Below are 26,688 nucleotides of genomic sequence, written 5' to 3'. Positions count from 1 at the left end.
TGACCGGCGTGCCCATCCCGCATCCCCTGCCAGCAGGCCAGATGAGCCTTCCCGAGCTCGAGGACAACCTGCACGAGACGACTTTTGTCATTGTGGATCTCGAGACGACCGGCGGCAGCCCCGAGAACGACTGCATCACCGAGATCGGTGCGGTCAAGGTTCGTGGCGGTGCATGCATCGGCGAGTTCGCCACCCTCGTCAACCCCCAGCGGGAGATACCGCCCTACATCATCGAGCTCACGGGCATCACTACCGCCATGGTCCGCGAAGCGCCCCCGATCAACGAGGTGCTCCCCGCCTTCCTCGAGTTCGCCCGGGACAGCATCCTGGTCGCGCACAATGCCCGGTTCGATACCGGATTCCTCCGGGCCGCCGCGACACGTCTCTCGTTCGACTGGCCGTTTCCCCGAGCGCTCTGCACCGTTGTCCTCGCCCGCCGGATCCTGGACCGGGGGGAAGCCCCCTCGGCCAAGCTGTCCGCGCTCGCCGCGCATTTCAATGTGCCCAACTCGCCCACGCACCGGGCGCTCGACGACGCCCGCGCCACCGTCGACGTCTTCCACGCACTTCTCGAGCGCGTCGGGAACCAGGGAGTACAGACCCTGGAGGAGCTCGAGCAGTACTACCCACGTGTCCCGAGCACCGTGCGCGCGAAGCGGACGCTTGCCGATGAGCTGCCCGACGGACCAGGCGTCTACATCTTTCGCGGGCCGTCCGACGAGCCGCTCTACATCGGGACCTCGGGCAACCTGCGCAAACGAGTGCGAAGCTACTTCACTGGATCCGAGAAGCGCACCGCGATGCGCGAGATGATCGCGCTCGCCACGCGGGTCGACCACATCCCCTGCTCGCACACCATCGAGGCCGGGGTCCGCGAGCTGCGCCTGCTCGCCGCCACGAGCCCGCCCTATAATCGGCGCTCCACGAGCCCGCGACGTGCCTGGTGGATCAGCCTCACTGACGAGGCGTTCCCCCGCCTCGCGGTCGCCCGCACCGCTCGCGTGCCCTCCATCGGCCCGTTCTCGAGCCGCGCCAATGCCCAGGAAGCAGCCGAGGCCCTCGCTACCGGGATCGGGCTCCGCACCTGCCGCGCACGACTCGGCGCCACTGCCATCCACCCCGCCGATTGCGGAACCACCAGCGCCTCGCCGTGCGCCGCCTCCCGGCATGGGAGCCTCGTCGCGTCCAGTTATGCAGAGATCACCGACCATGCGCGCGCCACCATCGCCGGGCACGACAACACCGTCCTCGACGAGCTGCGCCAGCAGCTCGAGCAACTCGCGGCGGCGGAGAAGTTCGAGACCGCGGCACGCCTGCGCGACCGCGCGGCCAACCTCGGCCTCGCATTGCACCGCAGCCAGCGCCTCGCCTCGCTGATCCGCATCGATGAGCTAGTCGTCGGACGCCCCGACGGGCAGCGCGGCTGGGAGCTCGTGGTCATCCGGCGCGGTCGCCTGGCCGCGGCTGGCGTCGCGCGCCAGGGCACCTCGCCCCTCCTCGTCGCCGAGCACCTCCAGGCAGCAGCGGAGACCACGATTCCCAATGAGGAGCCGCTGGAGGGAACCCATCCCGAGGAGATCGCGCTCCTCCTCGCCTGGCTCGATACTCCAGGAACCCGGATCGTCACCACCAGCCACGGCTTCCATCAGCCCGCGCGCGGAGCGGCGCAGCACGCCGACTGGTGCCAGCAGGCACGTACCGGCGCGCGACGCGACCAACTGCTCCGCCCGGATCGCCGAACCGATACCCTCACTCCATGATCACCGCGATTGTCCTGATCCACACCGACCCGCACAGCATTCCCGAGACCGCGCAGGCCGTTGCTGACCTGCCTGGGGTGTCCGAGGTGTACTCGTGCGCGGGCGATATCGACCTCATCGCGATCCTCCGGGTGGGGGGCCACGAGGAGATCGCGCACGTCGTCACCGAGCGCATCACCAAGATCCCCGGAGTGCGGTCAAGCAGCACCCAGATCGCGTTCAAGCAGTACGCGAGCAGCGATGTCGAGGCCGCCTTCTCCCTCGGCGACTGACGGCCCCGGCGCGGGCGACCAGCCAGGTCGACCCCGACCAGGGCCGGTGCCGGTGCTGCTATGCCCGCTGGGTCCAGTCCGCCCAGGCGTGCAGCAGCGTCGCGGCCGCACCACCGTCGATCGCGGCCTCGACCTCGCGCATCGCCTCCCCGATCGCCTCGTGCACATCCCCGCGCACGCCCTTGTATGCCGCGACCGCCGCGGCGGAGTTCAGCACCACCGCGTCGCGCACCGCGGACCTCTCGCCCCCTAGCACCCGCCGTGCGATCTCGGCGTTGTCCTCGGCGTCCCCGCCCTTCAGGTCACCCGGCTCCGACAGCGAGAGGCCGACCCGCGCGGGATCGAACCGCTCCTCGCGCACCGTCCCGTCCACCACCACCTGCATCGTCGTGGTCGTGGTCGTGGTGATCTCATCGAGGCCATCGTCGCCCCGCACCACCAGCACCGAGCTGCCTCGATCCGCGAACACCCCCGCCAGCACCGGCAGCAGGCCCTCGAAAGCGCAACCCACGAGCCCAGCGCGGGGTTGCGCGGGGTTCGTCAACGGTCCCAGCACGTTGAACACGGTCGGGATCCCGATCTCGCGGCGCGGCGCTCCAGCGAAACGGTAGGCGGGGTGGAACACCGGAGCGAAGCAGAACCCGATGCCGACCTCGCGGACGCTGCGCTCTACCTCCGCGGGCCCCAGATTGATGCGAATGCCGAGCGCCTCGAGCACATCTGCGCCACCACTGCGCGACGATGCTGCCCGGTTGCCATGCTTGACGACATTGATCCCGGTGGCCGCCACCACGATCGCGGACATCGTCGAGATGTTGACCGTGTTCGACTTGTCGCCGCCCGTGCCGACGATGTCCACCGCGTCCACGCAGCCCTCGACGCGGCGGGCGTGCGCGAGCATGCCGTTCGCGAGACCGCTGAGCTCCGCCGACGTCGGCCCCTTCATCTTCATCGCCACGCCGAACGCCGCGATCTGGGCGGGCGTTGCCCGGTCCGACATGATCTCGTCCATCGCCCATGCCGTCGCCTCCGCGGGCAAGTCACTGCGGGAGGTCAGCGCCTCCAGCACGGTCGGCCATGCCAGGGCCGGAGTATGCAGTGTCACGTCGGTGTCCCTCGTCTCAGGTCGTGGGGTCTCAGGTGGTGGGGTCCAGCATCGAGCACATCGTAATGGCCCCGCGCGCTGTGGCTGACGCCATCCGGCATCATCGAGCCCCTGCGCCAACTGGCCCCGCTCAACCCCGGCCGATCAGCCCGAGCGCTGCCACGCTTCCCAGCCGAGCACCCCGCCACCGTGCCGGGAAAGCAGGCTCGCCATCCTGGAGGACTCCTGGGCGCACCACAGCCCCGAGAGGACATCCACGCGCTGGACCATGATCTCCCCGGCTTCAACCACGTCCCCCGGCTCGGTCACGGCTGCGGGACGGAGCGAGTACCCCTCGGCGCCTAGCGCCTCCACGACAGCCTCGGCGCGGTTCGCCGGAACGTCGAGAAAGAACCGCAGCACGCCGAGGTCGCCCTGCCTCCATCGTGGCGAGGACTCGATGAGCCCCACCACCGATTCCGCTGGGTCCCGCGTGCCCGCCACGAGCACCAGATCATCGATATCCGGGTCAAGGGGCTCGGGACCCCGGCGACGCCACCGTGCCAGCAAGCGATCCAGCATCGCGCCACGCTCCTCCGCGGGACTCATCGGCACGCACCTCGCAGTGCGCCCGGACCAGCCTACGCGACACGCCCCGCGCCGGAATCGCGGCAAGCAGACGTCCACCAACTGGGAAAACGATGCCAACATCAACCCAAATCAGGACCCGGCTGCACGTTTAGTACGACGAGACGTCATACTTCCAAGTGTGACGAGCGCAGTAGGGAACTCAGGAACGGCAATCACACAACGTGTGCACTCGCTGAACCGCCCAAACATGGTCAGCGTGGGCACGATCGTGTGGCTGTCAAGCGAGCTCATGTTCTTCGCCGGCCTCTTCGCGATGTACTTCGTGTCGAAGGCCCAGGCCACCGAGTGGCCGCCACCGCCCACGCACCTCAACGTGCCTTTTGCACTGATGATCACCACCGTCCTGGTGCTGTCATCATTCACGTGCCAGATGGGTGTGTTCGCGGCGGAACGTGGCGACGTGTTCGGCCTGCGGAAGTGGTACTACATCAGCTTCCTCATGGGCCTGTTCTTCGTGCTGGGCCAGGGCTACGAGTACTTCGAGCTCGTGCACACCGGCACTACGATCTCGGGCAGCGTGTACGGCTCGGTGTTCTACATGACCACCGGCTTCCACGGCATGCACGTGATCGGTGGCCTCATCGCGTTCCTGTACATCATCGCGCGGACCCAGATGAGCAAGTTCACGCCTGCTCAAGCCACCGCCGCGATCGTGGTCTCTTACTACTGGCACTTCGTGGACATCGTGTGGATCGCGCTGTTCGCGACGATCTACTTCATCCAGTAGCGACCACACAGCGCCAGCCCCGTCCAGCCCGTCCCCCATCACCAAAGGGATCTCGATGAGCTCATCTCCTCCACCCCCAGCCGATGCCACCGGCGGAGAGGCAGTCGCGCCGGCCGCACAGACCGGCACGCCGCCCCGCCGCTCCCGCCGCGCGCGCAAGCTGCGCCGTCGCGCCACCGGAGCCGCGCTGCTCCTTGCTGGACTCACCGGCGCGGGCCTGTTCGCGACGGCGATCACCCCCGATGCGCATGTCGCGACCGCCAACGAGGACAGCGCTGCGCTGATCCGCGAGGGCAAGCAGATCTATGACGTCTCCTGCGTCACCTGCCACGGCGTGAACCTGCAGGGCGTCGCCGACCGCGGTCCCAGCCTGATCGGCGTGGGCGAGGCATCCGTGTACTTCCAGGTCGCCTCAGGCCGCATGCCCGCCATGCGCAACGAGGCGCAGGCCATGCGGAAGATCCCCAAGTTCGAGGGACAGCAGATCGACGCCCTTGGCGCCTACATCCAGGCGAACGGCGGCGGACCAGTCGTGCCACGCACCGCGAGCGGCGAAGTAGCCACTACCTCGCTGCGCGGCAACGATCCCGCCCGCGGCGGCGAGCTGTGGCGCCAGAACTGCGCCTCGTGCCACAACTTCACCGGCCAGGGCGGCGCTCTCTCCTCCGGCAAGTGGGCACCCTCGCTCGTCGGCGTGCCCGAGCCCGACATCTACACCGCAATGCTGACCGGCCCGCAGAACATGCCGAAGTTCTCGGATCGCCAGCTCACCCCCGAGGACAAGCGGGACATCATCGCCTTCGTCAAGTCCGTCCAGGAGACCCGCGATCCCGGGGGCTACGGCCTCGGCGGATTCGGCCCCGTCTCCGAGGGCATGACGATGTGGGTACTCGGAATCTCAGTGGTCATCGGCGCCACGATGTGGATCGGAGCGAGGTCATGAGCAACGCTGACCGGAACACTCCAGGGAACCTGAATCCCTCGGAGGAAGAGCTGGCCAGCATGAGCCAGGAAGAGCTAGCGCGACTCGGCACCAACCTTGATGACGTCGACGTCATCTTCCGCCGCAACCGCTGGCCCGCGAAGGGCACCAAGGCCGAGAAGCGCGCGGAGCGCCAGATCGTATTCTGGTTCGCACTCTCCGGCCTCTCTGCCCTGGCCTTCATCGCGGTATTCCTCTTCTGGCCGTGGGAGCACAAGAGCCTCGGCGAGGAGGGCTACAACCTCTACAACTGGGCCACCCCGCTCTACGGGCTCACCTTTGGCACCGCGATCCTCAGCATCGGCATCGCCGCTGTCCTGATCGCCAAGAAGATGATCCCCGAGGAGATCGCGGTCCAGCAGCGCCACGATGGCCCCTCCGACGCGGTCGACCAGAAGACCACCGTGGCGCTCCTCAAGGACGCCTACGACACTTCCACCATTGGTCGCCGCAACATGATCAAGCTCTCGGCGATCTTCGGGGTTGGCACCTTCGCGGTCGCCGCGCCCGTCGCGCTCGCCGGCGGCATGGTCAAGAACCCCTGGGCCGACGGCAACGATGCGCCGCTGTGGACTTCCCCCTGGGACCAGGACTACCCGGGCCAGACCGTCTACCTGCGTCGCGACACTGGACGCATCGACGACATCGTGCTCGTCCGTCCCGAGGACCTCGACGCGGGCAGCATGGAGACAGTCTTCCCGTTCAAGGAAGAATGGCGTGGCGATCTCTACAAGCTGCGCTACTCGCTGCGGCACCAGTACGCGCCCGTCATGCTCATCCGCTTGCGCAGTTCGGACACCGCGCGCGTCATCAAGCGCCAGGGCCAGGAGAGCTTCAACTACGGCGACTACTTCGCGTACTCGAAGATCTGCACCCACCTCGCCTGCCCGACCTCCCTGTACGAGCAGCAGACGCAGCGGATCCTGTGCCCCTGCCACCAGTCACAGTTTGACGCGCTCCAGTACGCCAAGCCCGTATTCGGCCCGGCGACCCGAGCGCTCCCCCAGCTTCCGATCACCGTGGACGACGAGGGCTTCTTCGTATCGCGCGGAGGCTTCATCGAACCCGTCGGACCGGCGTTCTGGGAACGGCCCGGCTACACGGAGATCCCAGACCTCGGGGAGCGTGAATCATGAGCACGAGCAAGGCGATCCAGGATCGCGCCAACAAGGAAGCCGCCAACGCTGCCATAAACATGGACCAGCGGTACCGCATGGCCGCGGGCATGCGTCGCCAGATGAACAAGGTGTTCCCCACCCACTGGTCCTTCCTGCTTGGCGAGGTCGCGCTCTATAGCTTCGTCATCCTCCTCGTGACCGGTGTCTACCTGACGCTGTTCTTCGATCCGTCGCTCGCGCACGTCGTCTACGAGGGCCCGTACCAGCCCATGCGTGGCGTCGAGATGTCCCGCGCCTACGAGACAGCCCTTCAGCTCTCCTTCGAGGTCCGCGGCGGCCTGTTCGTCCGGCAGCTGCACCACTGGGCGGCCCTGCTGTTCGCCGCATCGATCATCCTGCACTTGCTGCGGGTGTTCTTCACCGGCGGCTTCCGCAAGCCCCGCGAGGCCAACTGGGTCATCGGCTCCATGATCTTCGTGCTCACCATCGCCGAGGGCTTCATGGGCTACACCCTCCCCGACGACCTGCTCTCCGGCATCGGGCTTCGTATTACCTCCGCGATCATGCTTTCCCTCCCCGTCGTCGGAACCTGGACCCACTGGCTGGTGTTCGGTGGCGAGTTCCCCGGCGAGCTGATCATCGCGAGGCTCTACGTCGCGCACATCCTGCTCATCCCTGGCCTGCTCCTCGCACTCATCGCCGCGCACCTCGCGCTGGTGTGGTACCAGAAGCACACGCAGTTCCCCGGCCCCGGCCGTACCGAGAACAACGTCGTCGGCGTCCGCGTCCTCCCGGTGTTCGGCGTCAAGGCTGGTGGCTTCTTCGGCATCATCTTCGGCATCCTTGCCCTGATGAGCGGCTTCCTGCAGATCAACGCCATCTGGAACCTTGGGCCATACAACGCCTCCCAGATCTCCGCGGGATCCCAGCCGGACTTCTACATGTTCTTCACCGAAGGAATGGCGCGCATCTGGCCAGCCTGGGACTTCTACATCGGCGACTACATGATCCCGTCGGTGGTCGGCGTCGCTGTGATCCTCGGCATCATCTTCATGCTGCTGTTCGCCTACCCGTTCATCGAGGCGAAGCTGACCAAGGACGATGTGCACCACAACATCCTTCAGCGCCCCCGCGATGTGCCCGTGCGCACCTCGCTCGGCGCGATGGCCCTCGCGTTCTACGCCGTGCTGTTCCTCATGGCCATGAACGACATCATCGCCTTCAAGTTCCACATCTCGCTCAACGCGACGACCTGGCTTGGTCGCCTCGGCCTGATCGTGCTGCCGCCGGTGGTGTACATCATCACCTACCGCTGGTGCATCGCGCTTCAGCGCTCCGACCGCAAGGTCCTCGAGCACGGCATAGAGACGGGCATCATCACCCGCCTTCCGCACGGCGAGTACATCGAGCTGCACCAGCCGCTCGGGCCCGTCGATGAGCATGGGCATCCCGTCCCGCTCCCCTACCAGGGCGCGACCGTGCCCAAGCGGATGAACCTGCTCGGCGCTGGAGGAGCCCCCGGCTCCGGTGGCTTGCTCACCGCGGACCCAGCGGACGAGCGCGAGCTGCTCGAGCACGAGGAGCACGAGGCCCATATCCGACAGGCCCAGGCTCTCCGAAAGCTACAGCAGCGCGGCATCGAGAAGGGCGACGATCAGCACTGATCCGTCCTAGCTAGCGCACCAGCGCAATGACCGAAGGCCCCCGGGGAATCACTTCCCGGGGGCCTTCGCTTGCGCGTGCGGGATCGCGGCGCGGGATAGCGGCGCGGGATCGGCGCAGCGAGGTCGACGCAGCGAGGTCGACGCAGCGGGGTCGACGCAGCGGGGTCGGCTCGAAGGACACGCGGCCCGCTAGTGGAAACTTTTCCCGATCTGCTCGGGATTTGTTTCCACTAGCGGGCCGCGCATGGATATCGGTACGAGAACATGCCGGGGCACGCTGTTGGACGAGCCCCGCTGCATGCCAGGGCACGCGGCAAGCCAGGGCACGCGGCAAGCCAGGGCAGCCGGATGATCAAGCCGACGGCGGTGACCTAGCAAGCGCCGGGTTCCTATCGCCCGATCGAGTGTCTGCACACCGCGACCTGCGCGGGCATCACCGTGCTACTGCCCGAAAGTCCCCGCGGGACTGGTCGCGGCCACCGTGGGTGGAAACTTTTCCCCACCAGAGCGGGAAAAGTTTCCACCAGTCAATGATCCCAGGGATGGCGCCCCCGCTCCCGGCCCGAAGGATCCGCGCGCTACAGGAAACGCGATAGAAGTCGCCGGATTCCCAGGTCGGCTTCCATCGCGTGTGACGGCATTCGGAGCGTTTGGACACATGGGGCCGTTGCTCCGCCACCCTTGGACTAGCTACACAGCCGCAATCGCCCACCACGGCGCGTAGGCCGAACCGCCCTCCTAGGGGCCGGCGGAGGGAGTTATCGCGCCGCAGGAGGGAGCCTGGGCGCCAATGCGGCGGCCAAACCAATGCGGCGGCCAGACCAGCCCGCAGCCATGAGCATGCGGCTGCGGGACTCATCCGCGGCCAGCTGTCAGTAGCCCATTCCGCACGCCGAAGCCCTCCTGCGCGTGGGAATCGGCGCTGGAGGGCTTCGGTGTCGAACTAGGCGGTTCTGCGGTTGTCAGTGCTTCTCGGGGCCCCAGTGGTACTCGAAGACGAGTCCTGCGGCAGCGACAAGAATGATCACGGCGGCGACGGCGATGAGCCACATGTAGAAGAACGCGACCGCGATGCCTGCTAGCGCGGCGGAGAGGGCAAGCAGCACCGGCCAGTAGCTGCCAGGGCTGAAGAAGCCGAGGTCGCCGGTGCCGTCCTCGATGTCGGCCTCCTCGTAGTCCTCGGGCCGGGTGTCGATGCGTCGTGCCACGAACCGGAAGTAGGTGCCGATGATGAGGGTCAGGCCCGCGGTGAGCACGATGGCGGTGAGCCCGGCCCATTCCAGCCCGGCACGCGAGGTGTAGGTGAACACCCCATACAGGATGGCGGTGAGGAAGAAGAACACCGTGAGCAGCTCGAAGAGCTTGGCTTCGATCTTCATGTCAGAACACGTCCTTGTTCAGTGCGGGGGCGTCAGTTGCCGGAACGGAAGGGGATCGCGGTCTGTGCCTCTCGCTGCGTGACGAACGGCACGGTGCTGGTGGATACCGGCTCCTCGCCGATCGCTTCGAGCGCTTGAGCGTTGGTCAGGCCCTGACCGCCATCGACGGTGGGCTTGCGCAGCTCGATGTACTCGGCGAACCGCTCCGGGCTCACCGCGCGGACCTCGAAGTTCATCATGGAGTGGTAGGTGCCGCACATCTCGGCGCAGCGCCCGACGAAGGCTCCTTCTTCCTCGATCTCGCTGATCTGGAAGGAGAAGTCGGAGCGGTTAGCCTCGGGGTTCGGCATCACATCGCGCTTGAAGAGGAACTCGGGCACCCAGAAGGAGTGAACGACGTCGGCGGAGGCGAGGACAAACTCGATGCGCCGGTTCGTCGGCAGCACGAGCACGGGGATCTCCTCGCTGGAGCCGAGGGTCTCGATGGTGTTGTAGCTCAGGTAGTCGAGCTCGCCCCGCTCGGAGCCGTGGATGCGGCCGTAGCTGTTGCCGTGGTCGTCATCCTCGCCTCCCGCGGAGCCGAGCTGGGGGCCGCCCTCAGGATCGGCGCCATCGTAGATCGGTGTGCCGTCGCCCATGTCGATGTTGCGGTAGCCGAACTTCCAGTTCCACTGGTAGGCGGTGACGTCGACAACGACGTCGGCCTCGCCGTGCTCCTTGTCGTTGACGTAGTTCTGCACAACGACGGTGAAGTAGAACAGCACCGCGATGATGACGAAGGGCACTGCCGTGTAGAGCAGCTCGAGGGGCACGTTGTAGCCCGTTTGCCGCGGGAAGTCGGGGTCACCCTTCTTCTTGCGGTGGAACACCACGGTCCAGAAGGTAAGCCCCCAGACCAGAACACCCATAACGAGAGCAGCGACCACCGACCATGTCCACAACTCGCGCATCATCTCGGCCTGCGGGGTGATACCCGAGGGCCAGCCGAATCGAAGAACCGTATTGTCGATGGAGCAGCCCGAAAGGAGCACGGCAGCGATACCGAGAGTCGCCGCTAGCCCAGTCCGTCGCGCAATCCGACGCCGACTACCGTGTGCCACGTTCACGCCTTCCTGGTTGCCACACCATGTGCAGACCTAACCTGTTCAGACCTACCGTGTGCCGACCCCGCGAGCGCGCGGATCCGCACGGATCAAACCCTTGAGCCTGAATACTACGCAGCGTAGACCACGCGTTTGCAGCCGGCACTATCGGGTCTCCTCATGCGGGTGAAAGTTTTGCGGCATACTCCCTAGCGAAAGAGTTTGCCCAGCTTGTCCGGGGGCGCCGTGGTGGCCCCTGCGCTGATCGTGGATTGAGGTGTTGTGCGCTGTGTGTGGCCTCCTGGGAATTCTGACTCCGGACGGGTCTGCCGCGGAGGTGGCGCCGCGGCTGGGAGAGGCTTTGCATTGCATGCGCCATCGTGGTCCGGATGAGGCGGGCACGTGGCATGACGCAGATCTGGCGCTGGGCTTCAACCGGCTCTCGATCATCGACATCGCGCACTCGCACCAGCCGTTGCGCTGGGGGCCTCCGGAGAACCCGGAGCGGTATGCACTGACGTTCAACGGCGAGATCTACAACTACCTGGAGCTCCGCGAGGAGCTGGCCCGCGAGCACGGCGCCGAGTTCCGCACCGAGGGCGATAGCGAGACGATCGTCGCGGCGTTCCACCACTGGGGCCCGGGCGCGGTGGAGCGACTGCGCGGCATGTTCGCGTTCGGGGTTTGGGACACCGAGACCCGCGAGCTGTTCATCGCTCGCGATCCGTTTGGCATCAAGCCACTGTTCATCGCGGATGCCCCCGGTGGCTTCGGCTTCGGCTCGGAGAAGAAGAGCCTGCTCGAGGCCGCGGACCTGTTGAAGCTGGACCTCGGCCTCGACCCGCGCGCGACCGAGCACTACCTGGTGCTGCAGTACGTGCCCGAGCCCGAGTCTCTGCACGCGGGCATCCGTCGGCTCGAGTCGGGCTGCTACGCGTGGGTGCGGCCGGGCGAGGCGCCGCGCATCACGCGCTACTTCAAGCCGTCGTTCCCGGTGGTGCCGTTCGCCAAGGGCAAGGATGCGGCGCAGAAGCGCTATGACGAGATCGCGTCCGCGCTCGAGGATTCCGTCGCGAAGCACATGCGCGCGGATGTGACGGTCGGCTCGTTCCTGTCCGGCGGCATCGATTCGACCGCGATCGCCGCGCTCGCGATCCGGCACAACCCGGACTTGATCACGTTCACCACGGGCTTCGAGCGCGAGGGCTACTCCGAGGTGGACGTGGCCGCGGAATCCGCCGAGGCGATCGGTGCGCGCCATGTGGTGAAGATCGTGGGGCCGGAGGAGTTCGCCAAGTCGATCCCGGAGATCGTGTGGTACCTCGATGATCCGGTCGCTGACCCGGCGCTCGTCCCGCTGTACTTCGTGGCCCGGGAAGCCCGCAAGCATGTAAAGGTCGTGCTCTCCGGCGAGGGCGCGGATGAGTTGTTCGGTGGCTACACCATCTACCGCGAGCCGTTGTCGCTGCGGCCGTTCAGCGCGCTGACACCGGGCATGCGCCGTGCTGCAGCCCGGTTGTCGGACCGGATGCCCGAGGGCAAGCGCGGCAAGAGCCTGCTGCAGCGCGGCTCGCAGCGGCTCGAGGAGCGCTACTACGGCAACGCGCGCAGCTTCCAGGATCATCACCTGCGCGCGGTGCTGCGGGACTTCCGGCCCGAGTGGACGCATATGGACGTCACGGCACCGATCTATGCCCGCTCCGAGGGCTGGGACCCGGTGGCGCGCATGCAGCACCTCGACCTCTTCACGTGGCTGCGCGGCGACATCCTCGTCAAGGCGGACAAGATGACGATGGCGAACTCGCTGGAGCTGCGCGTGCCGTTCCTTGATCCCGAGGTGCTCGCGGTCGCGGAGAAGATCCCCTACAAGCAGAAGATCACCCGCGAGACCACCAAGCATGCGCTGCGGCAGTCGCTCGAGGGCATCGTTCCCCACCATGTGCTGCACCGCGCGAAGCTGGGCTTCCCGGTGCCGCTGCGGCACTGGCTGCGCGGACCCGAGCTGTACGAGTGGGCGCGCGATCAGATCGCGGAATCCGGCACCGATCACATCCTCGATCTGGCCGCGGTCAGCAAGATGCTCGAGGAGCACCGCGCGGGCGTCTCCGACCACAGCAGGCGCCTGTGGACCCTGCTCACCTTCATGGTGTGGCATGGCATCTTCGTGGAGGAGCGGATCACCCCGGCGATCGAGGATCACCAGTACCCCGTCACCCTGTGATCGCGTGACGTCCGGCTCGCCGACGGGCCACGGCTAGAGCCCGCCGGCGAGCTACCCGGTGTGCTTGCCGTGCGCCTCCTCGTAGCGCTGCTTCTCGCGCGCGTGGCGCGCGGCGGCCCTGGGGTTCTGGAGATTGCTGGGCAGGCCGTGGCGCTCGAGCCGCCGGGCCCTGTTGGGCTCCATGTAGGCGGCCGAGTAGAACAGCGCGAGCAGCACGCCGAGCAGGACGACCGCGGCGCGCAGGCTGAGCGGTCCCGGGAGCAGGAAGCCGAGCGCGTAGATCGGAACGAACGGCGCCATGCTGCGGAGGAGATGCCGCGGCACGGCCCAGTCCCCGGTGAGATCGTTGCGCACCCAGTCCTGCATGCTGGGCGGCAGGGTGCGGCCGAAGCTGTAGCCGATCCATTGCAGCGGGCCGGGGCGGGTGGCGTTGCTGGTCATGAGAGGGCTCCTGCATCAAGCGCGGCGATATTGATGCGGGTGAGGACGTCGTGGAGCTCGGTGATCTGCGCCTCGGTGACACCCAGGCTGCGCATGACAGCGGGCGGGATCTTCTCGGCCTCGGCACGGAGCGCTCGCCCCTTGTCGGTGAGGTGGACCTCGAGTTGCCGTTCGTCCTGGTGGCTGCGGGCCCGGGTGAGCAGTCCTGCCGCCTCGAGCCGCTTGAGCAGGGGTGACAGCGTGGGCGAGTCCAGCTGGAGCGCTTCGCCGATATTGCGGACCGATCGTGGCTCCTGCTCCCACAGGGCAAGCATGACGAGGTATTGCGGATGCGTGAGCCCCATGGGCTCGAGGAGTGGCCGGTAAACGGCGAGGACGGCGCGATTGGCGACCGCGAGGGCGAAGCAGACCTGGCGGTCGAGGGCTAGCGGGTCGGGGGCGGGCATGCCTTAAAGATAGCGCCCGCTCTAGTCGTGCACAACTAATTAGTGCACTATCTATTAGGTCGCTAGTCACATGCCATGCTGCTGGACGCTCGAACGACGGTGACGCTTCGCTCCCCCACCCCGCTAACGAACAAAGCCGGGCACCCCTGGAGGTACCCGGCTCCGGATCAGGTCGAAGGCCGTCAGCCAGGCAGGATATCGCCGATCTCGCGCGCCGCATCCGCCCCATAAGCATTCTTGATGCGGTCGAGCGCCGTCCCGCGGTTCCACGTCCATTCCTGGGTGCCGACCGTCTCCAGGACTAGCACGGCGACCAAGGAGCCCAGCTGGGCAGCACGCTCATGATCTAGCTTCGCCATGCGGCCGGTCAGGTAGCCCGCGCGGAACGCATCGCCCACACCGGTGGGGTCCACGCGCCCCTCATCAGGCACGACATCAACATGCACGGGAGCCTCGCCGCGGACAACGATATCCACGCCACCCGCGCCGAGGGTTGTGACACGGATGCCCACCATGCCGGCTACATCCGATTCGGAAAGCCCAGTCTTCTGCCGCAGCAGGCCCCACTCGTACTCGTTCGTGAAGAGATAGGCCGCGCCGTCGATCAGGTCACGCGCGGTGGCCCCATCGATGCGGGCGAGCTGCTGGGAGGGATCGGCGGCAAAGGGCACGCCGAGCTCGCGGCACTCGCGGGTGTGCCGGACCATAGCGTCCGGATCGTTGGCCCCGATGAGGACCATGTCGATATCGGGCCGGCGATCCACGACGCCCGCGATCGAGATCTCCCGCGATTCGCTCATCGCGCCCGGATAGAACGAGGCGATCTGCGCCATCGCGGTATCCGTCGTGCACACGAACCGTGCCGTGTGCGCGGTCTCCGAGATGCGGACGCCATCGCAATCCACGCCGTGCCGCTGCAACCAGGTGCGGTATTCGGCGAAGTCCGCGCCCGCAGCGCCCACCAGCAGGGGGTTGCCGCCGAGCACGCCGATCGCGAAGGCGATGTTCCCGCCCACTCCGCCGCGGCGGACCACGAGGTCGTCAACGAGGAAGCTCAGCGAGATCTGGCTGAGCTTGTCCGCGACGAGCTGTTCCTCGAACGTGCCGGGAAACGTCATCAGATGGTCTGTCGCGATGGAACCGCTGACCGCGATCGCCACATTTGCCCCTTCCGAGCTGGTGCGCAGCGCGCCGGCCTGTGGCGCGCGCCGCATTACAGTACCCCGGCGCCGCGTCGCTCATGCAAGCACACGCACCGGGAAATGCCGGTCAATGGTTGTTTCATCGCACGCGAAAGGGCGGCCTGGCCATGAGCCAGACCGCCCCCACGTTGTCAGCGTGTCAGTTGAACGAGTCGCCGCACGCGCAGGAGCCTGTCGCGTTCGGGTTGTCGATCGTGAATCCCTGCTTCTCGATCGTGTCAACGAAGTCAATGACGGCGCCATGCAGGTAGGGCTCGCTCATGCGATCGACAGCAAGAGTGACGCCTTCTACCTCAAGGGTATGGTCGCCATCGAGCGTGCGATCATCGAAGAACAGCTGGTAGCGCAGGCCCGCGCAACCGCCGGGCTGCACCGCGATGCGCAGCGAGAGGTCAGTGCGACCCTCCTGCTCCAGTAGCGTTTTTGCCTTCGCCGCCGCAGCGGTCGTCAGCGTCACACCCTGGGTGGTGGTCTCGTTCTGCACAGTCATGCGTTCTCCCTCAGGTCCTACAGAATTACCGTGCACATTCCGGTGCTTGGTCCAACGGTACTCCTGTTCCGGATATTCCCCTACCCGTCCATGCGCCGATCAGGGCCGCCCGTGCCCTAGTGGTACCGACGAGCAAGCAGCGAAATGGCATCCGCGAGCGCCGCCGCGGCGTCCCCGATCGCAGCGCTCATCGACCCGCGCAGCACTGACAGCGAGAGGATGTCATCAAGCCCCAGCCGTCGCCAATCCGGTTCGTCGAGCGTGCAACTGCCCACCACCGCGATCACGGGCACGCGATCCGCCCCGGCCGTCGCGAGCGACCGGCCCGCCACCTCGGCCACCACCTTACCGGCCAGCGTCTGGGCATCGAGTCGCCCCTCGCCCGTGATCACGAGGTCGATCGGATCCACCCGCCGTTCCTTGCCCCAGGCATCACCGAGGCCCGTGGCGTCGAGGACTAGCCGCGCGCCCGAGACACGCTCGCCCCCGAGCGCGAGCAGCGCAGCGCCGATCCCACCGCCCGCGCCGGCCCCCTCGCGCAAGGCCACGGCATCCCCCTGCTCGTCGAGCAACCAGGTGCTCGCCCGGGAAAGCCGCTCCTCGAGCCGAGCGACCAGGCGCGCATCAGCGCCCTTCTGCGGGCCGAAAACCTGGGCCGAGCCCTGTGGCCCGAGCAAAGGGCTCGTGACGTCCGTCGCAGCGACCAGCGTCGTTCCGGCGAGCACCCGCCGACCCTGCTCGACCCCACCCAGCGCTTCGAGCATGCCGCAGCCACCGTCCGTGCAGGCCGTGCCACCCAGCCCCACGACGATCGATCCGGGCTGCTGCCCGGCTGCCTGAAGCAGCAGGTCCCCGACACCCGCGCTCGTGGCCGCCCAGGCCGAGGATGGCGTGGGCGGTCCAGGCAGCAGGTGCAGCCCGCAGGCTTGAGCGGCCTCCACGTACGCGACCCGGCCCGGCGCCTGCTCCGGACGACCCGCGCCCTGGAGCAACCAGCGCGCCCGCACGCGGCCACCAAGTGGCCCGCTCACGGTCGCCTCGAGCACCTCGCCACCCCGCGTGGCCAGCGCGTCAACGAATCCGGGGCCGCCGTCGGATTGCGGGAGGAGATCGACCTGGTCCCCCGGCCGCTCGGCCAGCCACGCGTCGCGCATGACGAGCGCGGCCTCGCGTGCCGAGAGCGTGCCCCCGAAGGAGTCCGGGGCCAGCACGATCCTCATGCCACCAGTATCGCCGGCCCTCTGCGCCCCTGAAGCCACCCAGGTGCGAGGAAAACCACATCCGACTGCCCGCAAGCGTGCCCTGGTTTGCCCGGATCACCAGATCGCCTACCCTAAAACCCGTGAAACTCACCGGACGTGGCAGCAGCGGCAGCAATCCTGATGATCCCTCCGCGAAGGACGGACCAGCCCAGGACCAGCTGGAGCAGGGGCAGTCGGCGCAGCCTTCCGGGCACACCCCCGGCAAGGGCCGCCCCACCCCGAAGCGCAACGAGGCCCGCCGAGGCGCGCGCGGCCCCCTCATGCCTCCCCCGATGACGCGAGCCGAGGCACGAGCACGCAAGAAGGCCCTCAAGGCCGAGCAGCGCAAGAAGCCGAAGATGTCCAAGGAGGAGCGCAAGCGCTTCAACGCCGAGAGCCGCTCGCGCGCCAATGAGCGACGGGCCCGCATGATGGCCGGCGACGAGGACTACTTGCTGCCCAGGGACCGGGGAAAGACCCGCAAGCTCGCCCGTGACTACGTCGATGCGCGGCGCAACCTCGCTGGCCTGTTCATGCCGCTGGCGCTGCTCGTGCTGCTGACCCTGTTCATGCCGCCGGACATCCAGGCCATCATCACGCTGGGCATGATGGTCTTTCTCATCTTCATGATCATCGAGGGGATCGTGCTGGGCCGGCAGATCAGCAACCGGGTCCGCGAGCGCTTCCCCGACAGCGACGATACTGGCCTGGGCATTGGCTGGTACGCCTTCGTCCGCGCGACACAGATCCGTCGGCTGCGGGTGCCCAAGCCACAGGTCCGGCCAGGCGACGCGGTCTAGCCCGCCATGCGCTGCCTGGTCCTCGGAGGAGCGCGATCCGGCAAGTCTGGCCATGGCGAGCAGGTGATCTCCGCCTGGGCGACGGCCGAGCAGGTTCGCTACATCGCGACGGCACCCGATCGTCCTGGTGATGACGAATGGGCGCGGCGCGTGCACGCGCACCAGCTGAGGCGCCCGGCGCACTGGATGACAGTGCGCACCGAGGACCTGGTCGCCGAGCTCGACCGCGAACCGGCCTCGCCCACGATCATCGACGACCTCGGCATGTGGCTCGCGTCGGTGATGGATCGCCTCGATGCGTGGGCAGAGCCGGAGCGGGCTCGCGCAGCCGTCGACGGCCTCGTCGACGCCGTAGCCCGCTACCCGGCCCCGCTGGTGCTCGTCACCCCCGAGGTAGGGATGGGCATCGTGCCCGAGACCCGGTCGGGCCGGGCATTCCGGGACGAGATCGGGGTGTTGAACGCGCGCATCGCGGAGGAATGCGAGAAAGTTGTCCTGGTGGTCGCGGGAATCCCGTTGCCGCTGAAGTGATCCCCGCCTGTCGCGCGGCCGGCGAGAAAGGCTGGAGCAGTTGAGTGACCAGGAACGCCCGGACGATCCCAGCGTCTTCGATCCGATCCCGCAGCCGGATCGCGAGGCACGGCGCGCGGCCTGGCAGCGGCAGGGAGTGCTGACCAAGCCCGCGGGCTCGCTGGGCAGGCTCGAGGAGCTCTCGACCTGGATCGCGGCATGCCAGGGCCAATGCCCACCCGTTCCGTTCACCCGCCCCCGCATCGTCATCTTCGCCGGTGACCATGGCATCGCCCGCCACGGCGTCTCCGCCTACCCGCCCGAGGTGACCGTGCAGATGGTGCGGAACTTCCTCGATGGCGGGGCCGCCATCAACTGCCTCGCCGAGAACGCCGGGGCGACCGTGCGCGTGGTCGATATCAGCGTCGATGGCGATACCCCGCCGTCGGTGCGCGCGCACAAGGTCCGCCGCTCCAGCGGGCGCATCGACACCGAGGACGCCATGACGCACGAGGAGGCGGTCGCCGCGGTGGCGGCTGGACGAGCCATCGCGGACGAGGAGATCGACGCGGGCGCCGACCTGCTCATCGCCGGGGACATGGGAATCGGGAACACCACTCCGGCAACGGTGCTCGTGGCCACGCTGACCCGCACCGAGCCGATCGCCGCCGTCGGCAGGGGCACTGGGATCGATGACAATGCCTGGATGCTCAAGACAGCCGCCGTGCGGGACGCGATGCGCCGCGGCAGGGTCGTGGCGCGCGATCCGATACGGCTGCTGGCCACGAGCGCGGGCGCGGACATCGCGGCGATGGCAGGGTTCCTTGCCCAGGCGGCGCTGCGTCGCACCCCGGTGATCCTCGACGGCGTAGTAGTGACCGCCGCAGCGCTGGTCGCCGAGGACCTCGCCGCGGGAGCACGCGATTGGTGGCTGGCAGGACATCGTTCCACCGAGCCCGCGCACGCGATCGCGCTGCGGAGGCTGCAGCTCGAGCCGATCGTGGACCTCGGCATGCGGCTCGGCGAGGGCTCCGGTGCCGCGGTGGCCCTGCCCGTCCTGGCCGCGGCCGTGGCGACGCTGGCACGAATGGCCACTTTCGCGGAGGCCGGGGTGAGTGATCGATGAGCCCCCGTCGCACGCGCGGCAGCACGAGCAGCAACCCCACCGTGGACGGGGCGCGCCTGGCGTTCTCGTGGCTGACGGTGCTGCCCGTGCGCGGACCGCAGCTCATAGACCGCCAAGCAAGCGCGTGGGCGATCGCGGTCACCCCGCTGATCGGCCTTGTGCTGGGAATCACGACAACGCTGCTGCTGTGGGGAATGCTCGCGCTCGGCCTGCCCGCCATGCTCGCTGGCATCCTGGGAGTGGGCTTCCTGGCCCTCGCCACGCGTGGCCTGCACATCGACGGCCTCGCCGATACCGCTGATGGCCTGGGGACGTTCGGGCCACCGGACCGGGCTCAGCGCATCATGCACGCGGGCGGCTCGGGACCGTTCGGGATCGCCACCCTCGTCGTCGTCCTTATCGGTCAGGGCCTGGCCCTGGGCGCGCTCGCTGGGGCCAGCATGTTCGTCGCCATCGCCGTCGCGATCGCGGCCGGGCGTGTCGCCGTGGTCATCGCGTGCCGCCCCGGGCTGCGGGCAGCACGGCCGGAGGGGTTCGGGGCACTTGTCGCGGGAAGCCAATCGTGGGCGACGATCGGCTCATGGGTGGCGGCTGCCCTGTTCATCGCGACCGTCGCCGTGCCTGGCAGCCCGCTGCATGGGGTGATCGTCCTCGTGGTGGCGTTCGCGTTCGCGCTGGTCTTCGTGATGCATTGCACCCGGCGCCTCGGCGGCATCAATGGCGATGTGCTCGGTGCCGTTCTGGAACTGACCGTGCTGATCGCCGCCGTGGGATTGCTGCTGGGAGCATGAGGGCCTGGCCACCGGATCGGTGGCCAGGCCCCTGGCGTGATGCGCGGTTCAGAGCAGGCGTTGCATCCAGCCGCGCGTGTCCTCGAAGGTGCCGCGCTGGATCCCGGTGAGGGTATCGCGCAGCGCGAGCGTGACCTCGCCCGGCTCGCCGTCAGCGATCATGTACTCGCCGCCGGTGTGCTTGACCCGGCCGACCGGCGTGATCACCGCTGCGGTGCCGCAGGCGAAGACCTCGGTGATCTCGCCGTTGTGGGACTTCTCGTCGACCTCCTCGACCGAGATGCGGCGCTCCTCGACCGGGATGCCCGCGTCCTCCGCCAGGTGGATCAGGGATTCCCGCGTGATGCCGGGCAGCAGCGAGCCCGAGAGCTCGGGGGTGACGAGTCGTGCGTCGGCGCCCGAGCCGAACACGAAGAACAGGTTCATGCCCCCCATTTCCTCGATGAAGCGACGCTCGATCGCATCGAGCCACACGACCTGGTCGCAGCCTTGGTCAGCTGCCTCCGCCTGGGCGAGCAACGAGGCGGCATAGTTCCCGGCGAACTTCGCGGCACCCGTGCCACCCGGTGCGGCGCGCACGTACTCGGTGGAGAGCCAGACGCTGACGGGACGGACACCAGCCTTGAAGTACGCGCCGGCCGGGGACGCGATGAGGAGGTACTGGTACTCCTTCGCGGGCCGCACGCCAAGCCCTGCCTCGGTGGAGAACATGAACGGCCGGAGGTAGAGCGACTCCTCCCCGCCTGCCTCGGGCACCCACGCCTCATCAACGGCGAGGAGCTCCTTCAGCGATTCGAGGAACAACTCGTCGGGCAGCTCCGCCATGGCCATGCGGCGCGCCGAGCTGCGGAAGCGCTGGGCGTTCGCGTCGGGGCGGAACGAGGCGATGGTGCCGTTGGGCTGCCGGTATGCCTTCAGCCCCTCGAAGATGGCCTGCCCGTAGTGCAGGACCATGGCCGCCGGGTCGAGGGTGATGGCGCCATACGGCTGCACGTGGGCGTCATGCCAGCCCTGCTGCCGCGAATAGCGGATCGCGACCATGTGGTCGGTGAAATGCGTACCGAACCCCGGGGACCGCAGAATCTGCTCCCGCTCGACCTGTGGCCGGGGCGCTGGATGTGCGGAACGGGTGAACTCGGGCAGCGTCGTCATGAGCGAAAATCCTATCGCGAAAAGTCACTGGGTCCTCGGTGCGACAAACGGTGGACGGACGACCTCGCAGGGAATGTGGCGTCCCCGCACGTCGACCGTCACTGTGGCGCCCGCGGTGATGTCCGCGGAGGTGTCGAGGAGCGCGAGCGCGATGCCGGTTTTCAGCGTTGGGGAGAACGTACCGGACGTCGTCGTCCCGATCATCTTGTTTTCCGCCCCGAGGACGGAGAGCCCGGGGCGCAGCACGCCCTTGCCGAGCGCGCGCAGGCCCCACAGCGTCCGTCCGGGCCCGGCCTCGCGCTGTCGCTGCAGGGCCTCCCGCCCCCAGAAAGCGGGCTTGCGCCAGCCCACGGCCCATCCGCAGCGCGCCTCGACCGGGGTGATCTCGAGGGACAGCTCGTGGCCGTGGAGCGGGTAGCCCATCTCCGTTCGCAGCGTGTCGCGCGCACCGAGGCCAGCGAGCCTGCCCCCTAGCTGCTCGGCGCGGTCCGCGAGCCGCTGGAGCGCTGCCTTGGCAGCACTGCTCGGAAGCACGATCTCGTAGCCTTGCTCCCCGGTGTAGCCGGTGCGGCAGATCCGTACCGCGGATCCGCCCGCGCCCTCCCAGGTGGCGTCGGCGAACGCCATGTACGGCATGGTCGTGGGCAGTTCCTCGAGCTCGAGAAGTTCCGCGGAGCGCGGCCCCTGCACGGCCAGCACTGCGTGATCACGGTGCTGGTCCTGCACGCTCACCCCAGCCGGAGCGGTGGCCTCGAGGCGCCGCGCCACCTCGGCGGTATTGGCGGCGTTGGGGATGAGGAACACCTCGCTCTCGCTGACGAGGTAGACGATGAGATCGTCGACCACGCCTCCGCTCTCGTCGCAGCACAGCGTGTACTGCGCCTTGCCAGGGCTGATGCGCTGCAGGTCATTGGTGAGCGTGCTGTTGATGTACTCGGCGGCACCGGTGCCCGTGACGAGGATCTTGCCAAGATGGCTGACATCGAAGATCCCCACCGCCTCGCGGACCGCGTTGTGCTCCGCCACCACGCCGCCGTACGAGATGGGCATGGACCAGCCCGCGAACGGAGCGAACGTGGCGCCCGCGCCCACATGGACATCGTTGGCCGGACTAGCCAGCAAGGAATTTGGGGAATGCTCGGGACTCACGGCGTCCACGCTAGCCGGCGGCACGGGCGGTAGCCTCTAGCCGAGGGGCGTCCATGGCGCGGCGCGGCCCCGCCGGGCACCCCGCAGCGCTAGTCCAGCGCACCCTATTCGCATTGAGCATCCCAAGGAGCGTCACGTGAGCGACAACCCGAAGTCCACCGATTCCAGGACAGCAGACCACCGGTCCACCCTCCCGGCAGTCGGCGTGGCCCGCAAGATCGCCAAGCGGCATGAGGTGGTCATCGTCGGTGTCGCCCAGGGCAAGAAGTCCATCTCCGTCGATGGCGCGGACTCCGTGTGGGACAAGGACACCCAATCCGCGGTCGTGGCCGCGCTGAAGGCTGCCGGAGCGACGGGCAAGGCCGAGCAGATCACGAGGATCCCCGCGCCCAAGGGCGTGGCTGCCCAATCGGTGCTGGGCGTCGGGCTGGGCGCGGGCCGTCGCGACGAGATCGAGGCCGAGCAGGTCCGCCGCATCGCCGGCACCGCTGCCCGCTCCCTGACCGGCGTGCGGTCCGCGGCGACGCTGCTGCACTCGCGGGGCATCGCGCCCGTGGTGGAGGGCCTTTGCCTCGGCTCCTACTCGTTCACCGAGTTCCGCTCCCCCAAGTCAGCGCCCGATGCCAGCGCGGGCCCGCTCGGCTCCGTGGACCTGATCGTTGCCGAAGGAGGGGCCAAGAAGACCGAGAAAGCGATCGCGCGTTCCGAAGCGATCGCCCACGCTGTCGCCATCGCCCGCGATTTCGTCAACACCCCGCCGAGCCACCTCTACCCGGGCGCGTTCGCCGAGCGAGCCGCGACGCTCGCCGCGAACGCCGGGCTCGATGTGGAGATCCTTGATGAGAAGGCCCTCGAGTCCGGCGGATACGGCGGCATCGTCGCGGTCGGCAAGGGCTCGGCGCGCAAGCCCCGCCTTGTCCGCATCGCCTACCGGGGCGGGCCGGAGAACGGCGGCAAGACCGTGGCGCTCGTCGGCAAGGGCGTCACCTTCGACACTGGCGGGATCTCCATCAAGCCCGCGGCCGGCATGGAGAACATGACCTCCGACATGGCGGGCGCGGCAGCGGTGATCGCCACCGTGCTGCTCGCCGCGCGCCTCGAGCTTCCCGTCACCGTGATCGCCACAGTACCGATGGCCGAGAACATGCCCTCGGGCAATGCCACCCGCCCGGGCGATGTCATCACCCACTACGGGGGCACCACCGTCGAGGTCCTCAACACCGACGCGGAGGGCCGCCTGATCCTCGCCGACTCACTGGTGCGCGCCGCCGAGGATGCACCGGACTACATCATCGACACCGCCACGCTCACCGGCGCGCAGATGGTCGCGCTGGGCACCCGCGTACCCGGTGTGATGGGCACCGAGGACTTCCGCGACCGGGTCGCCGAGCTGTCCCAGCAGGCGGGAGAGAACGGCTGGGCGATGCCCATGCCCACCGAGCTGCGCGCTGACCTCGGCTCGCGGGTCGCTGATCTCGCGAACGTGACCAACCACCGCTGGGGCGGGATGCTCTCGGCGTCGCTGTTCCTCAAGGAATTCGTCGCCGACGGTGCCAACTGGGCACATATCGATGTCGCGGGCCCGGCATTCAACACCGGCGCGCCGTGGGGATACACGCCGAAGGGCGGCACCGGCGTGCCCGTGCGCACGATGCTCGCGGTCCTCGAGGACGTCGCCGCGAACGGCTGATCCGGTGGGGCTGGGGCGCTGGGGGTGGGGCTCCGCTGGGGCTGGGGCCCCGCCGCGCGGCAAAAGCACGGGATACTGTCAAACGCGATAGAAGCTGCCTTGGGTTTCTAGCAGCTTCTATCGCGTTTGCGGCCTGGGATGGCTGGCTGCGGCCTGGGAGGGCTGGGTGACGGCTCGAGCTGAGGCACCCACCGGCAACGGATCCACCGGGCCAGCCGCGACGCCTAGTCGCGGTCGCGTTCCTGCCGGGCGCGCTTCTCGATGATGCGTTGCCGCTCGTTGTGATCCCTCATGCGCTGGGGGTAGCCGGTCTTCTGCACGTCATAGAGCGGGATGCCCAGCTTCTCGCCGACCCTCCGGGCGATCTTGGCGTTGTGGACGCGGCGGCGCGTCCATTCGCCGTCCTTGGCCACGAGCACCACGGTCATCTCGTTGACAAACGTCGGCGGCTCGACGAAGCCCTCCACCCCGGTGCGCGCCGCGGCCCAGTCCGCGAGGTGGGCGAGGTCGCTGTCCCGCATGCCGCGCACATGGGCGGCGGCGCTGCCGCGTGGTTGACGAAATCGTCCGAAGATTCCCATATCCCGATGCTGCCAGGAAAACAGCGGAAGCACCTACCCGTAGCAGGTTGCGCGACATCCGCCCGGGCCGCCATAGGTACCGGCCGTGCGCGCGGGACCGAGGGGTGCAAGGATGGGTCGTGGTGGACGTCATGGGATTTGCGTGGATCTGAGCATCTGCCCACATAACGCCTGCGCCACAAGCACAATAGAGATCGCCTCGCTACGGCCGCGAAGCGATCCGCCTTAAGCCCCATCGAGCGCCGAGGAGTCGAAGGATATGGCCTTCTCCGTTGAAATGCCCGCCCTAGGTGAAAGCGTCACCGAAGGCACCGTCACGCGGTGGCTCAAACAGGAAGGCGATACCGTCGAGGTCGACGAGCCGTTGCTCGAGGTATCGACGGACAAGGTTGACACCGAGATCCCCTCCCCCGCCGCGGGCGTCCTGAGCAAGATCGTCGCGCAGGAGGATGACGTCGTCGAGATCGGCGGGGAGCTCGCGGTGATCAGCGACGCCGACGAGTCCGGCGACGAAGACTCCGAGGCGGACGACGATTCCGAGGCGGACGATGAAGAGGCTGCCAGCGAGTCCGAGGACGCTCCCGCGGAGGAATCTGACTCCGAGAAGGCAGCGAGCGACGAGACCGATGACAGCGAGCCCGAGGACGACGAGTCCGGCGACGACGAGGCTGAGGAAGACGAGCCTGCCGCATCGGACGGCGACAGCGACGGGGGCGACGGGACTCCGGTCACGATGCCCGCGCTCGGTGAATCCGTCACCGAGGGAACCGTCACCCGCTGGCTGAAGGCCGTGGGGGACGAGGTCGAGGTCGACGAGCCCTTGCTCGAGGTCTCCACCGACAAGGTCGATACCGAGATCCCCTCGCCCGTGGCTGGCACGTTGCTCGAGATCACGGCAGAAGAGGATGAGGTCGTTGAGATCGGTGGCCAGCTCGCCATCATCGGCAGCGGATCCCCTGCCCCGAAGAAGTCGGCCGAGAAGAAGCCCGAGCCCGAGAAGAAGCCCGAGAAAGAGCCCGAGCCCGAGCCTGCTCCCAAGGCCGAGAAGAAGCCCGAGCCCGAGAAGAAGCCCGAGAAGAAGCCCGAGCCGGAGCCCGAGAAGAAGCCGGAATCCAAGCCGTCGGGTGGCACGCCATATGTGACGCCGCTGGTCCGCAAGCTCGCCAAGGAGCACGATGTGGACCTCTCCTCGGTCGAGGGTTCCGGCGTCGGTGGCCGAATCCGCAAGGAAGACGTCCTCGCTGCGGCCGAGTCCACGAAGAAGCCTGCCGCAGAGTCGGCGCCGAAGAAGTCTGGCACTCCTGCCGGCGTCCGTCCCGAGCTCGCGAAGCTGCGGGGCACCTCGCAGAAGGCCAACCGCATCCGCCAGATCACCGCGCAGCTCACGCGTGAGTCGCTGCGGGAGACCGCGCAGCTCACCCAGACCCACGAGGCCGATCTCACTCGTGTGGCGGTACTGCGGTCCGAGCACAAGGCCGCGTTCAAGGACAAGCACGGTGTCAACCTGACGTTCCTTCCGTTCTTCGCGAAGGCCGCGGTGGAGGCACTGCGCCTGCACCCGAATATCAACGCGAGCTACGACGAGGACGCCAAGGAGATCACCTACCACGGCGCCGAGCACCTGGGTGTCGCGGTCGATACCGAGAACGGGCTGCTCTCCCCCGTCATCCACAACGCCGGGGACATGTCGGTCGCCGAGCTCGCCAAGGCGATCGCCGATCTCGCGAAGCGGGCGAGGTCGGGAGGCCTCAAGCCCGACGAGCTGACCGGCGGCACGTTCACAGTGACGAACATCGGCAGCAACGGGGCCCTGTTCGATACGCCCATCCTGGTGCCACCGCAGTCGGCGATGCTGGGCACGGGCGCGATCGTCAAGCGCCCGGTGGTCACCACTGACGAGTTCGGCAACGACGCGATCGCGATCCGCTCGATGGCGTACCTGCCGCTCACCTACGACCACCGGCTCATCGATGGCGCTGATGCGGGCCGGTTCATGACAACGATCAAGGAACGTCTCGAGGACGGCGACTTCAACGCCGATCTCGACCTCTGAGCGACCGGGCCCTGGCACAACATGCCGGGGCCCGGCCTTTCGGGCAGGCCCGCGCCAGGGCAATCGAGCTCCCGGC

25 protein-coding genes are annotated in these 26,688 nt (G+C 67.9%); 13 read left to right on the top strand and 12 right to left on the bottom strand.

From position 1 onward, the window contains the following. Nucleotides 1-41 precede the first annotated feature (41 nt). Both QC765_RS12960 and QC765_RS12955 read left to right on the top strand, forming a co-directional pair. Nucleotides 42-1,760 (top strand): DEDD exonuclease domain-containing protein, encoded by a 1,719-nt coding sequence (locus QC765_RS12960; RefSeq protein ID WP_278314931.1) that lies wholly within the window; start codon nt 42-44, stop codon nt 1,758-1,760. After that, on the top strand, nt 1,757-2,032 hold the full coding sequence (locus QC765_RS12955) for an Lrp/AsnC family transcriptional regulator (RefSeq protein ID WP_278314864.1): 276 nt from the start codon (nt 1,757-1,759) through the stop codon (nt 2,030-2,032). The genes QC765_RS12960 and QC765_RS12955 overlap by 4 nt, the downstream gene beginning before the upstream one ends. 58 nt (nt 2,033-2,090) lie before the next feature. Here QC765_RS12955 and trpD read toward each other — a convergent pair whose 3' ends face one another. After that, nucleotides 2,091-3,137, bottom strand: coding sequence for an anthranilate phosphoribosyltransferase (gene trpD, locus QC765_RS12950; RefSeq protein ID WP_278314863.1), 1,047 nt, complete (start codon nt 3,135-3,137; stop codon nt 2,091-2,093). Between the two features lie 144 nt (nt 3,138-3,281). After that, entirely contained in the window at nt 3,282-3,725 is a 444-nt protein-coding gene (locus QC765_RS12945) for a hypothetical protein (protein WP_278314862.1), read from the bottom strand. Nucleotides 3,726-3,885: 160 nt separating this feature from the next. Here QC765_RS12945 and ctaE point away from each other — a divergent pair, with 160 nt between their 5' ends. Genes ctaE through qcrB form a run of 4 tightly spaced genes read left to right on the top strand, consistent with a single transcriptional unit; the run spans nt 3,886 to nt 8,258 of the window. After that, the gene (gene ctaE / locus QC765_RS12940; RefSeq protein WP_278314861.1) at nt 3,886-4,494 is read left to right on the top strand and encodes an aa3-type cytochrome oxidase subunit III; all 609 of its coding nucleotides are present in this window, start codon (nt 3,886-3,888) and stop codon (nt 4,492-4,494) included. 55 nt (nt 4,495-4,549) lie between these two features. Beyond that, complete coding sequence (gene qcrC / locus QC765_RS12935; RefSeq protein WP_278314860.1) at nt 4,550-5,437, top strand: cytochrome bc1 complex diheme cytochrome c subunit; 888 nt, start codon at nt 4,550-4,552, stop codon at nt 5,435-5,437. Next, nucleotides 5,434-6,612 (top strand): cytochrome bc1 complex Rieske iron-sulfur subunit, encoded by a 1,179-nt coding sequence (qcrA, locus tag QC765_RS12930; RefSeq protein WP_278314859.1) that lies wholly within the window; start codon nt 5,434-5,436, stop codon nt 6,610-6,612. The genes qcrC and qcrA overlap by 4 nt, the downstream gene beginning before the upstream one ends. After that, a complete protein-coding gene (qcrB, locus tag QC765_RS12925; protein ID WP_373876752.1) occupies nt 6,609-8,258 on the top strand; it encodes a cytochrome bc1 complex cytochrome b subunit in 1,650 nt (549 codons plus the stop codon). The genes qcrA and qcrB overlap by 4 nt, the downstream gene beginning before the upstream one ends. Before the next feature lie 962 nt (nt 8,259-9,220). Here the strand turns inward: qcrB and QC765_RS12920 are convergent. After that, nucleotides 9,221-9,637 (bottom strand): cytochrome c oxidase subunit 4, encoded by a 417-nt coding sequence (locus QC765_RS12920; protein WP_278314858.1) that lies wholly within the window; start codon nt 9,635-9,637, stop codon nt 9,221-9,223. A 32-nt stretch (nt 9,638-9,669) separates the two neighbouring features. Next, a complete protein-coding gene (gene ctaC, locus QC765_RS12915) occupies nt 9,670-10,743 on the bottom strand; it encodes an aa3-type cytochrome oxidase subunit II (protein ID WP_278314857.1) in 1,074 nt (357 codons plus the stop codon). Nucleotides 10,744-11,008: 265 nt separating this feature from the next. On the opposite strand from ctaC, the gene asnB reads away from it, so the two are divergent. Continuing rightward, nucleotides 11,009-12,940, top strand: coding sequence for an asparagine synthase (glutamine-hydrolyzing) (gene asnB / locus QC765_RS12910; RefSeq protein WP_278314856.1), 1,932 nt, complete (start codon nt 11,009-11,011; stop codon nt 12,938-12,940). Nucleotides 12,941-12,991: 51 nt separating this feature from the next. On the opposite strand, the gene QC765_RS12905 is transcribed toward asnB, so the two are convergent. The 5 genes from QC765_RS12905 to QC765_RS12885 form a co-directional block, all read right to left on the bottom strand. After that, nucleotides 12,992-13,381, bottom strand: a complete 390-nt coding sequence (locus tag QC765_RS12905) for a DUF5313 family protein (protein ID WP_278314855.1) — start codon at nt 13,379-13,381, stop codon at nt 12,992-12,994. Then, nucleotides 13,378-13,827, bottom strand: a complete 450-nt coding sequence (locus QC765_RS12900; RefSeq protein ID WP_278314854.1) for a MarR family winged helix-turn-helix transcriptional regulator — start codon at nt 13,825-13,827, stop codon at nt 13,378-13,380. Before QC765_RS12900 ends, QC765_RS12905 begins: the two co-directional genes overlap by 4 nt. 182 nt (nt 13,828-14,009) lie before the next feature. Next, nucleotides 14,010-14,987 carry a carbohydrate kinase family protein gene (locus QC765_RS12895; RefSeq protein ID WP_278314853.1) on the bottom strand — a complete coding sequence of 326 codons (978 nt, stop codon included), beginning with the start codon at nt 14,985-14,987 and terminating at the stop codon, nt 14,010-14,012. A gap of 181 nt (nt 14,988-15,168) precedes the next feature. Continuing rightward, nucleotides 15,169-15,519 (bottom strand): HesB/IscA family protein, encoded by a 351-nt coding sequence (locus QC765_RS12890; protein WP_278314852.1) that lies wholly within the window; start codon nt 15,517-15,519, stop codon nt 15,169-15,171. Between the two features lie 116 nt (nt 15,520-15,635). Continuing rightward, nucleotides 15,636-16,739, bottom strand: coding sequence for a glycerate kinase (locus tag QC765_RS12885; RefSeq protein ID WP_278314851.1), 1,104 nt, complete (start codon nt 16,737-16,739; stop codon nt 15,636-15,638). 122 nt (nt 16,740-16,861) lie between these two features. Here QC765_RS12885 and QC765_RS12880 point away from each other — a divergent pair, with 122 nt between their 5' ends. Genes QC765_RS12880 through QC765_RS12865 form a run of 4 tightly spaced genes read left to right on the top strand, consistent with a single transcriptional unit; the run spans nt 16,862 to nt 19,987 of the window. After that, nucleotides 16,862-17,560: a DUF3043 domain-containing protein gene (locus QC765_RS12880; protein WP_373876751.1), complete on the top strand. Its 699-nt coding sequence runs from the start codon at nt 16,862-16,864 to the stop codon at nt 17,558-17,560. Between the two features lie 6 nt (nt 17,561-17,566). Further along, a complete protein-coding gene (gene cobU, locus QC765_RS12875) occupies nt 17,567-18,091 on the top strand; it encodes a bifunctional adenosylcobinamide kinase/adenosylcobinamide-phosphate guanylyltransferase (RefSeq protein ID WP_278314850.1) in 525 nt (174 codons plus the stop codon). 40 nt (nt 18,092-18,131) lie between these two features. After that, nucleotides 18,132-19,196 (top strand): nicotinate-nucleotide--dimethylbenzimidazole phosphoribosyltransferase, encoded by a 1,065-nt coding sequence (cobT, locus tag QC765_RS12870; protein ID WP_278314849.1) that lies wholly within the window; start codon nt 18,132-18,134, stop codon nt 19,194-19,196. Further along, nucleotides 19,193-19,987, top strand: a complete 795-nt coding sequence (locus QC765_RS12865) for an adenosylcobinamide-GDP ribazoletransferase (protein ID WP_278314848.1) — start codon at nt 19,193-19,195, stop codon at nt 19,985-19,987. The genes cobT and QC765_RS12865 overlap by 4 nt, the downstream gene beginning before the upstream one ends. Before the next feature lie 48 nt (nt 19,988-20,035). Here the strand turns inward: QC765_RS12865 and QC765_RS12860 are convergent, their stop codons facing one another. Together QC765_RS12860 and gcvT are read right to left on the bottom strand one after the other, a co-directional pair. After that, nucleotides 20,036-21,139 (bottom strand): branched-chain amino acid aminotransferase, encoded by a 1,104-nt coding sequence (locus QC765_RS12860; protein ID WP_278314847.1) that lies wholly within the window; start codon nt 21,137-21,139, stop codon nt 20,036-20,038. A gap of 24 nt (nt 21,140-21,163) precedes the next feature. Continuing rightward, on the bottom strand, nt 21,164-22,288 hold the full coding sequence (gcvT, locus tag QC765_RS12855) for a glycine cleavage system aminomethyltransferase GcvT (protein ID WP_373876750.1): 1,125 nt from the start codon (nt 22,286-22,288) through the stop codon (nt 21,164-21,166). Nucleotides 22,289-22,424: 136 nt separating this feature from the next. On the opposite strand from gcvT, the gene QC765_RS12850 reads away from it, so the two are divergent. Continuing rightward, a complete protein-coding gene (locus tag QC765_RS12850) occupies nt 22,425-23,978 on the top strand; it encodes a leucyl aminopeptidase (protein ID WP_278314846.1) in 1,554 nt (517 codons plus the stop codon). A gap of 224 nt (nt 23,979-24,202) precedes the next feature. Here QC765_RS12850 and QC765_RS12845 read toward each other — a convergent pair whose 3' ends face one another. Then, complete coding sequence (locus tag QC765_RS12845) at nt 24,203-24,559, bottom strand: oxidoreductase (protein ID WP_278314845.1); 357 nt, start codon at nt 24,557-24,559, stop codon at nt 24,203-24,205. 259 nt (nt 24,560-24,818) lie between these two features. Here QC765_RS12845 and sucB point away from each other — a divergent pair, with 259 nt between their 5' ends. Next, a complete protein-coding gene (gene sucB, locus QC765_RS12840) occupies nt 24,819-26,612 on the top strand; it encodes a 2-oxoglutarate dehydrogenase, E2 component, dihydrolipoamide succinyltransferase (RefSeq protein ID WP_278314844.1) in 1,794 nt (597 codons plus the stop codon). Nucleotides 26,613-26,688 lie beyond the last annotated feature (76 nt).

Source organism: Hoyosella levis (assembly GCF_026008515.1).
GTDB lineage: Bacteria > Actinomycetota > Actinomycetes > Mycobacteriales > Mycobacteriaceae > Lolliginicoccus > Lolliginicoccus levis.
This window is presented reverse-complemented; position numbering and strand designations above follow the sequence as displayed.

Bases quoted from the DNA above. Each gene is read 5' to 3' on its own strand.
- QC765_RS12960 (WP_278314931.1), top strand. From the start codon at position 42: ATGAGCCTTCCCGAGCTCGAGGACAACCTGCACGAGACGACTTTTGTC.
- QC765_RS12955 (WP_278314864.1), top strand. From the start codon at position 1,757: ATGATCACCGCGATTGTCCTGATCCACACCGACCCGCACAGCATTCCC.
- QC765_RS12945 (WP_278314862.1), bottom strand. From the start codon at position 3,725: ATGAGTCCCGCGGAGGAGCGTGGCGCGATGCTGGATCGCTTGCTGGCA.
- qcrC (WP_278314860.1), top strand. From the start codon at position 4,550: ATGAGCTCATCTCCTCCACCCCCAGCCGATGCCACCGGCGGAGAGGCA.
- qcrA (WP_278314859.1), top strand. From the start codon at position 5,434: ATGAGCAACGCTGACCGGAACACTCCAGGGAACCTGAATCCCTCGGAG.
- qcrB (WP_373876752.1), top strand. From the start codon at position 6,609: ATGAGCACGAGCAAGGCGATCCAGGATCGCGCCAACAAGGAAGCCGCC.
- QC765_RS12920 (WP_278314858.1), bottom strand. From the start codon at position 9,637: ATGAAGATCGAAGCCAAGCTCTTCGAGCTGCTCACGGTGTTCTTCTTC.
- QC765_RS12905 (WP_278314855.1), bottom strand. From the start codon at position 13,381: ATGACCAGCAACGCCACCCGCCCCGGCCCGCTGCAATGGATCGGCTAC.
- QC765_RS12900 (WP_278314854.1), bottom strand. From the start codon at position 13,827: ATGCCCGCCCCCGACCCGCTAGCCCTCGACCGCCAGGTCTGCTTCGCC.
- QC765_RS12890 (WP_278314852.1), bottom strand. From the start codon at position 15,519: ATGACTGTGCAGAACGAGACCACCACCCAGGGTGTGACGCTGACGACC.
- QC765_RS12885 (WP_278314851.1), bottom strand. From the start codon at position 16,739: ATGAGGATCGTGCTGGCCCCGGACTCCTTCGGGGGCACGCTCTCGGCA.
- cobU (WP_278314850.1), top strand. From the start codon at position 17,567: ATGCGCTGCCTGGTCCTCGGAGGAGCGCGATCCGGCAAGTCTGGCCAT.
- QC765_RS12865 (WP_278314848.1), top strand. From the start codon at position 19,193: ATGAGCCCCCGTCGCACGCGCGGCAGCACGAGCAGCAACCCCACCGTG.
- QC765_RS12860 (WP_278314847.1), bottom strand. From the start codon at position 21,139: ATGACGACGCTGCCCGAGTTCACCCGTTCCGCACATCCAGCGCCCCGG.
- QC765_RS12845 (WP_278314845.1), bottom strand. From the start codon at position 24,559: ATGGGAATCTTCGGACGATTTCGTCAACCACGCGGCAGCGCCGCCGCC.
- sucB (WP_278314844.1), top strand. From the start codon at position 24,819: ATGGCCTTCTCCGTTGAAATGCCCGCCCTAGGTGAAAGCGTCACCGAA.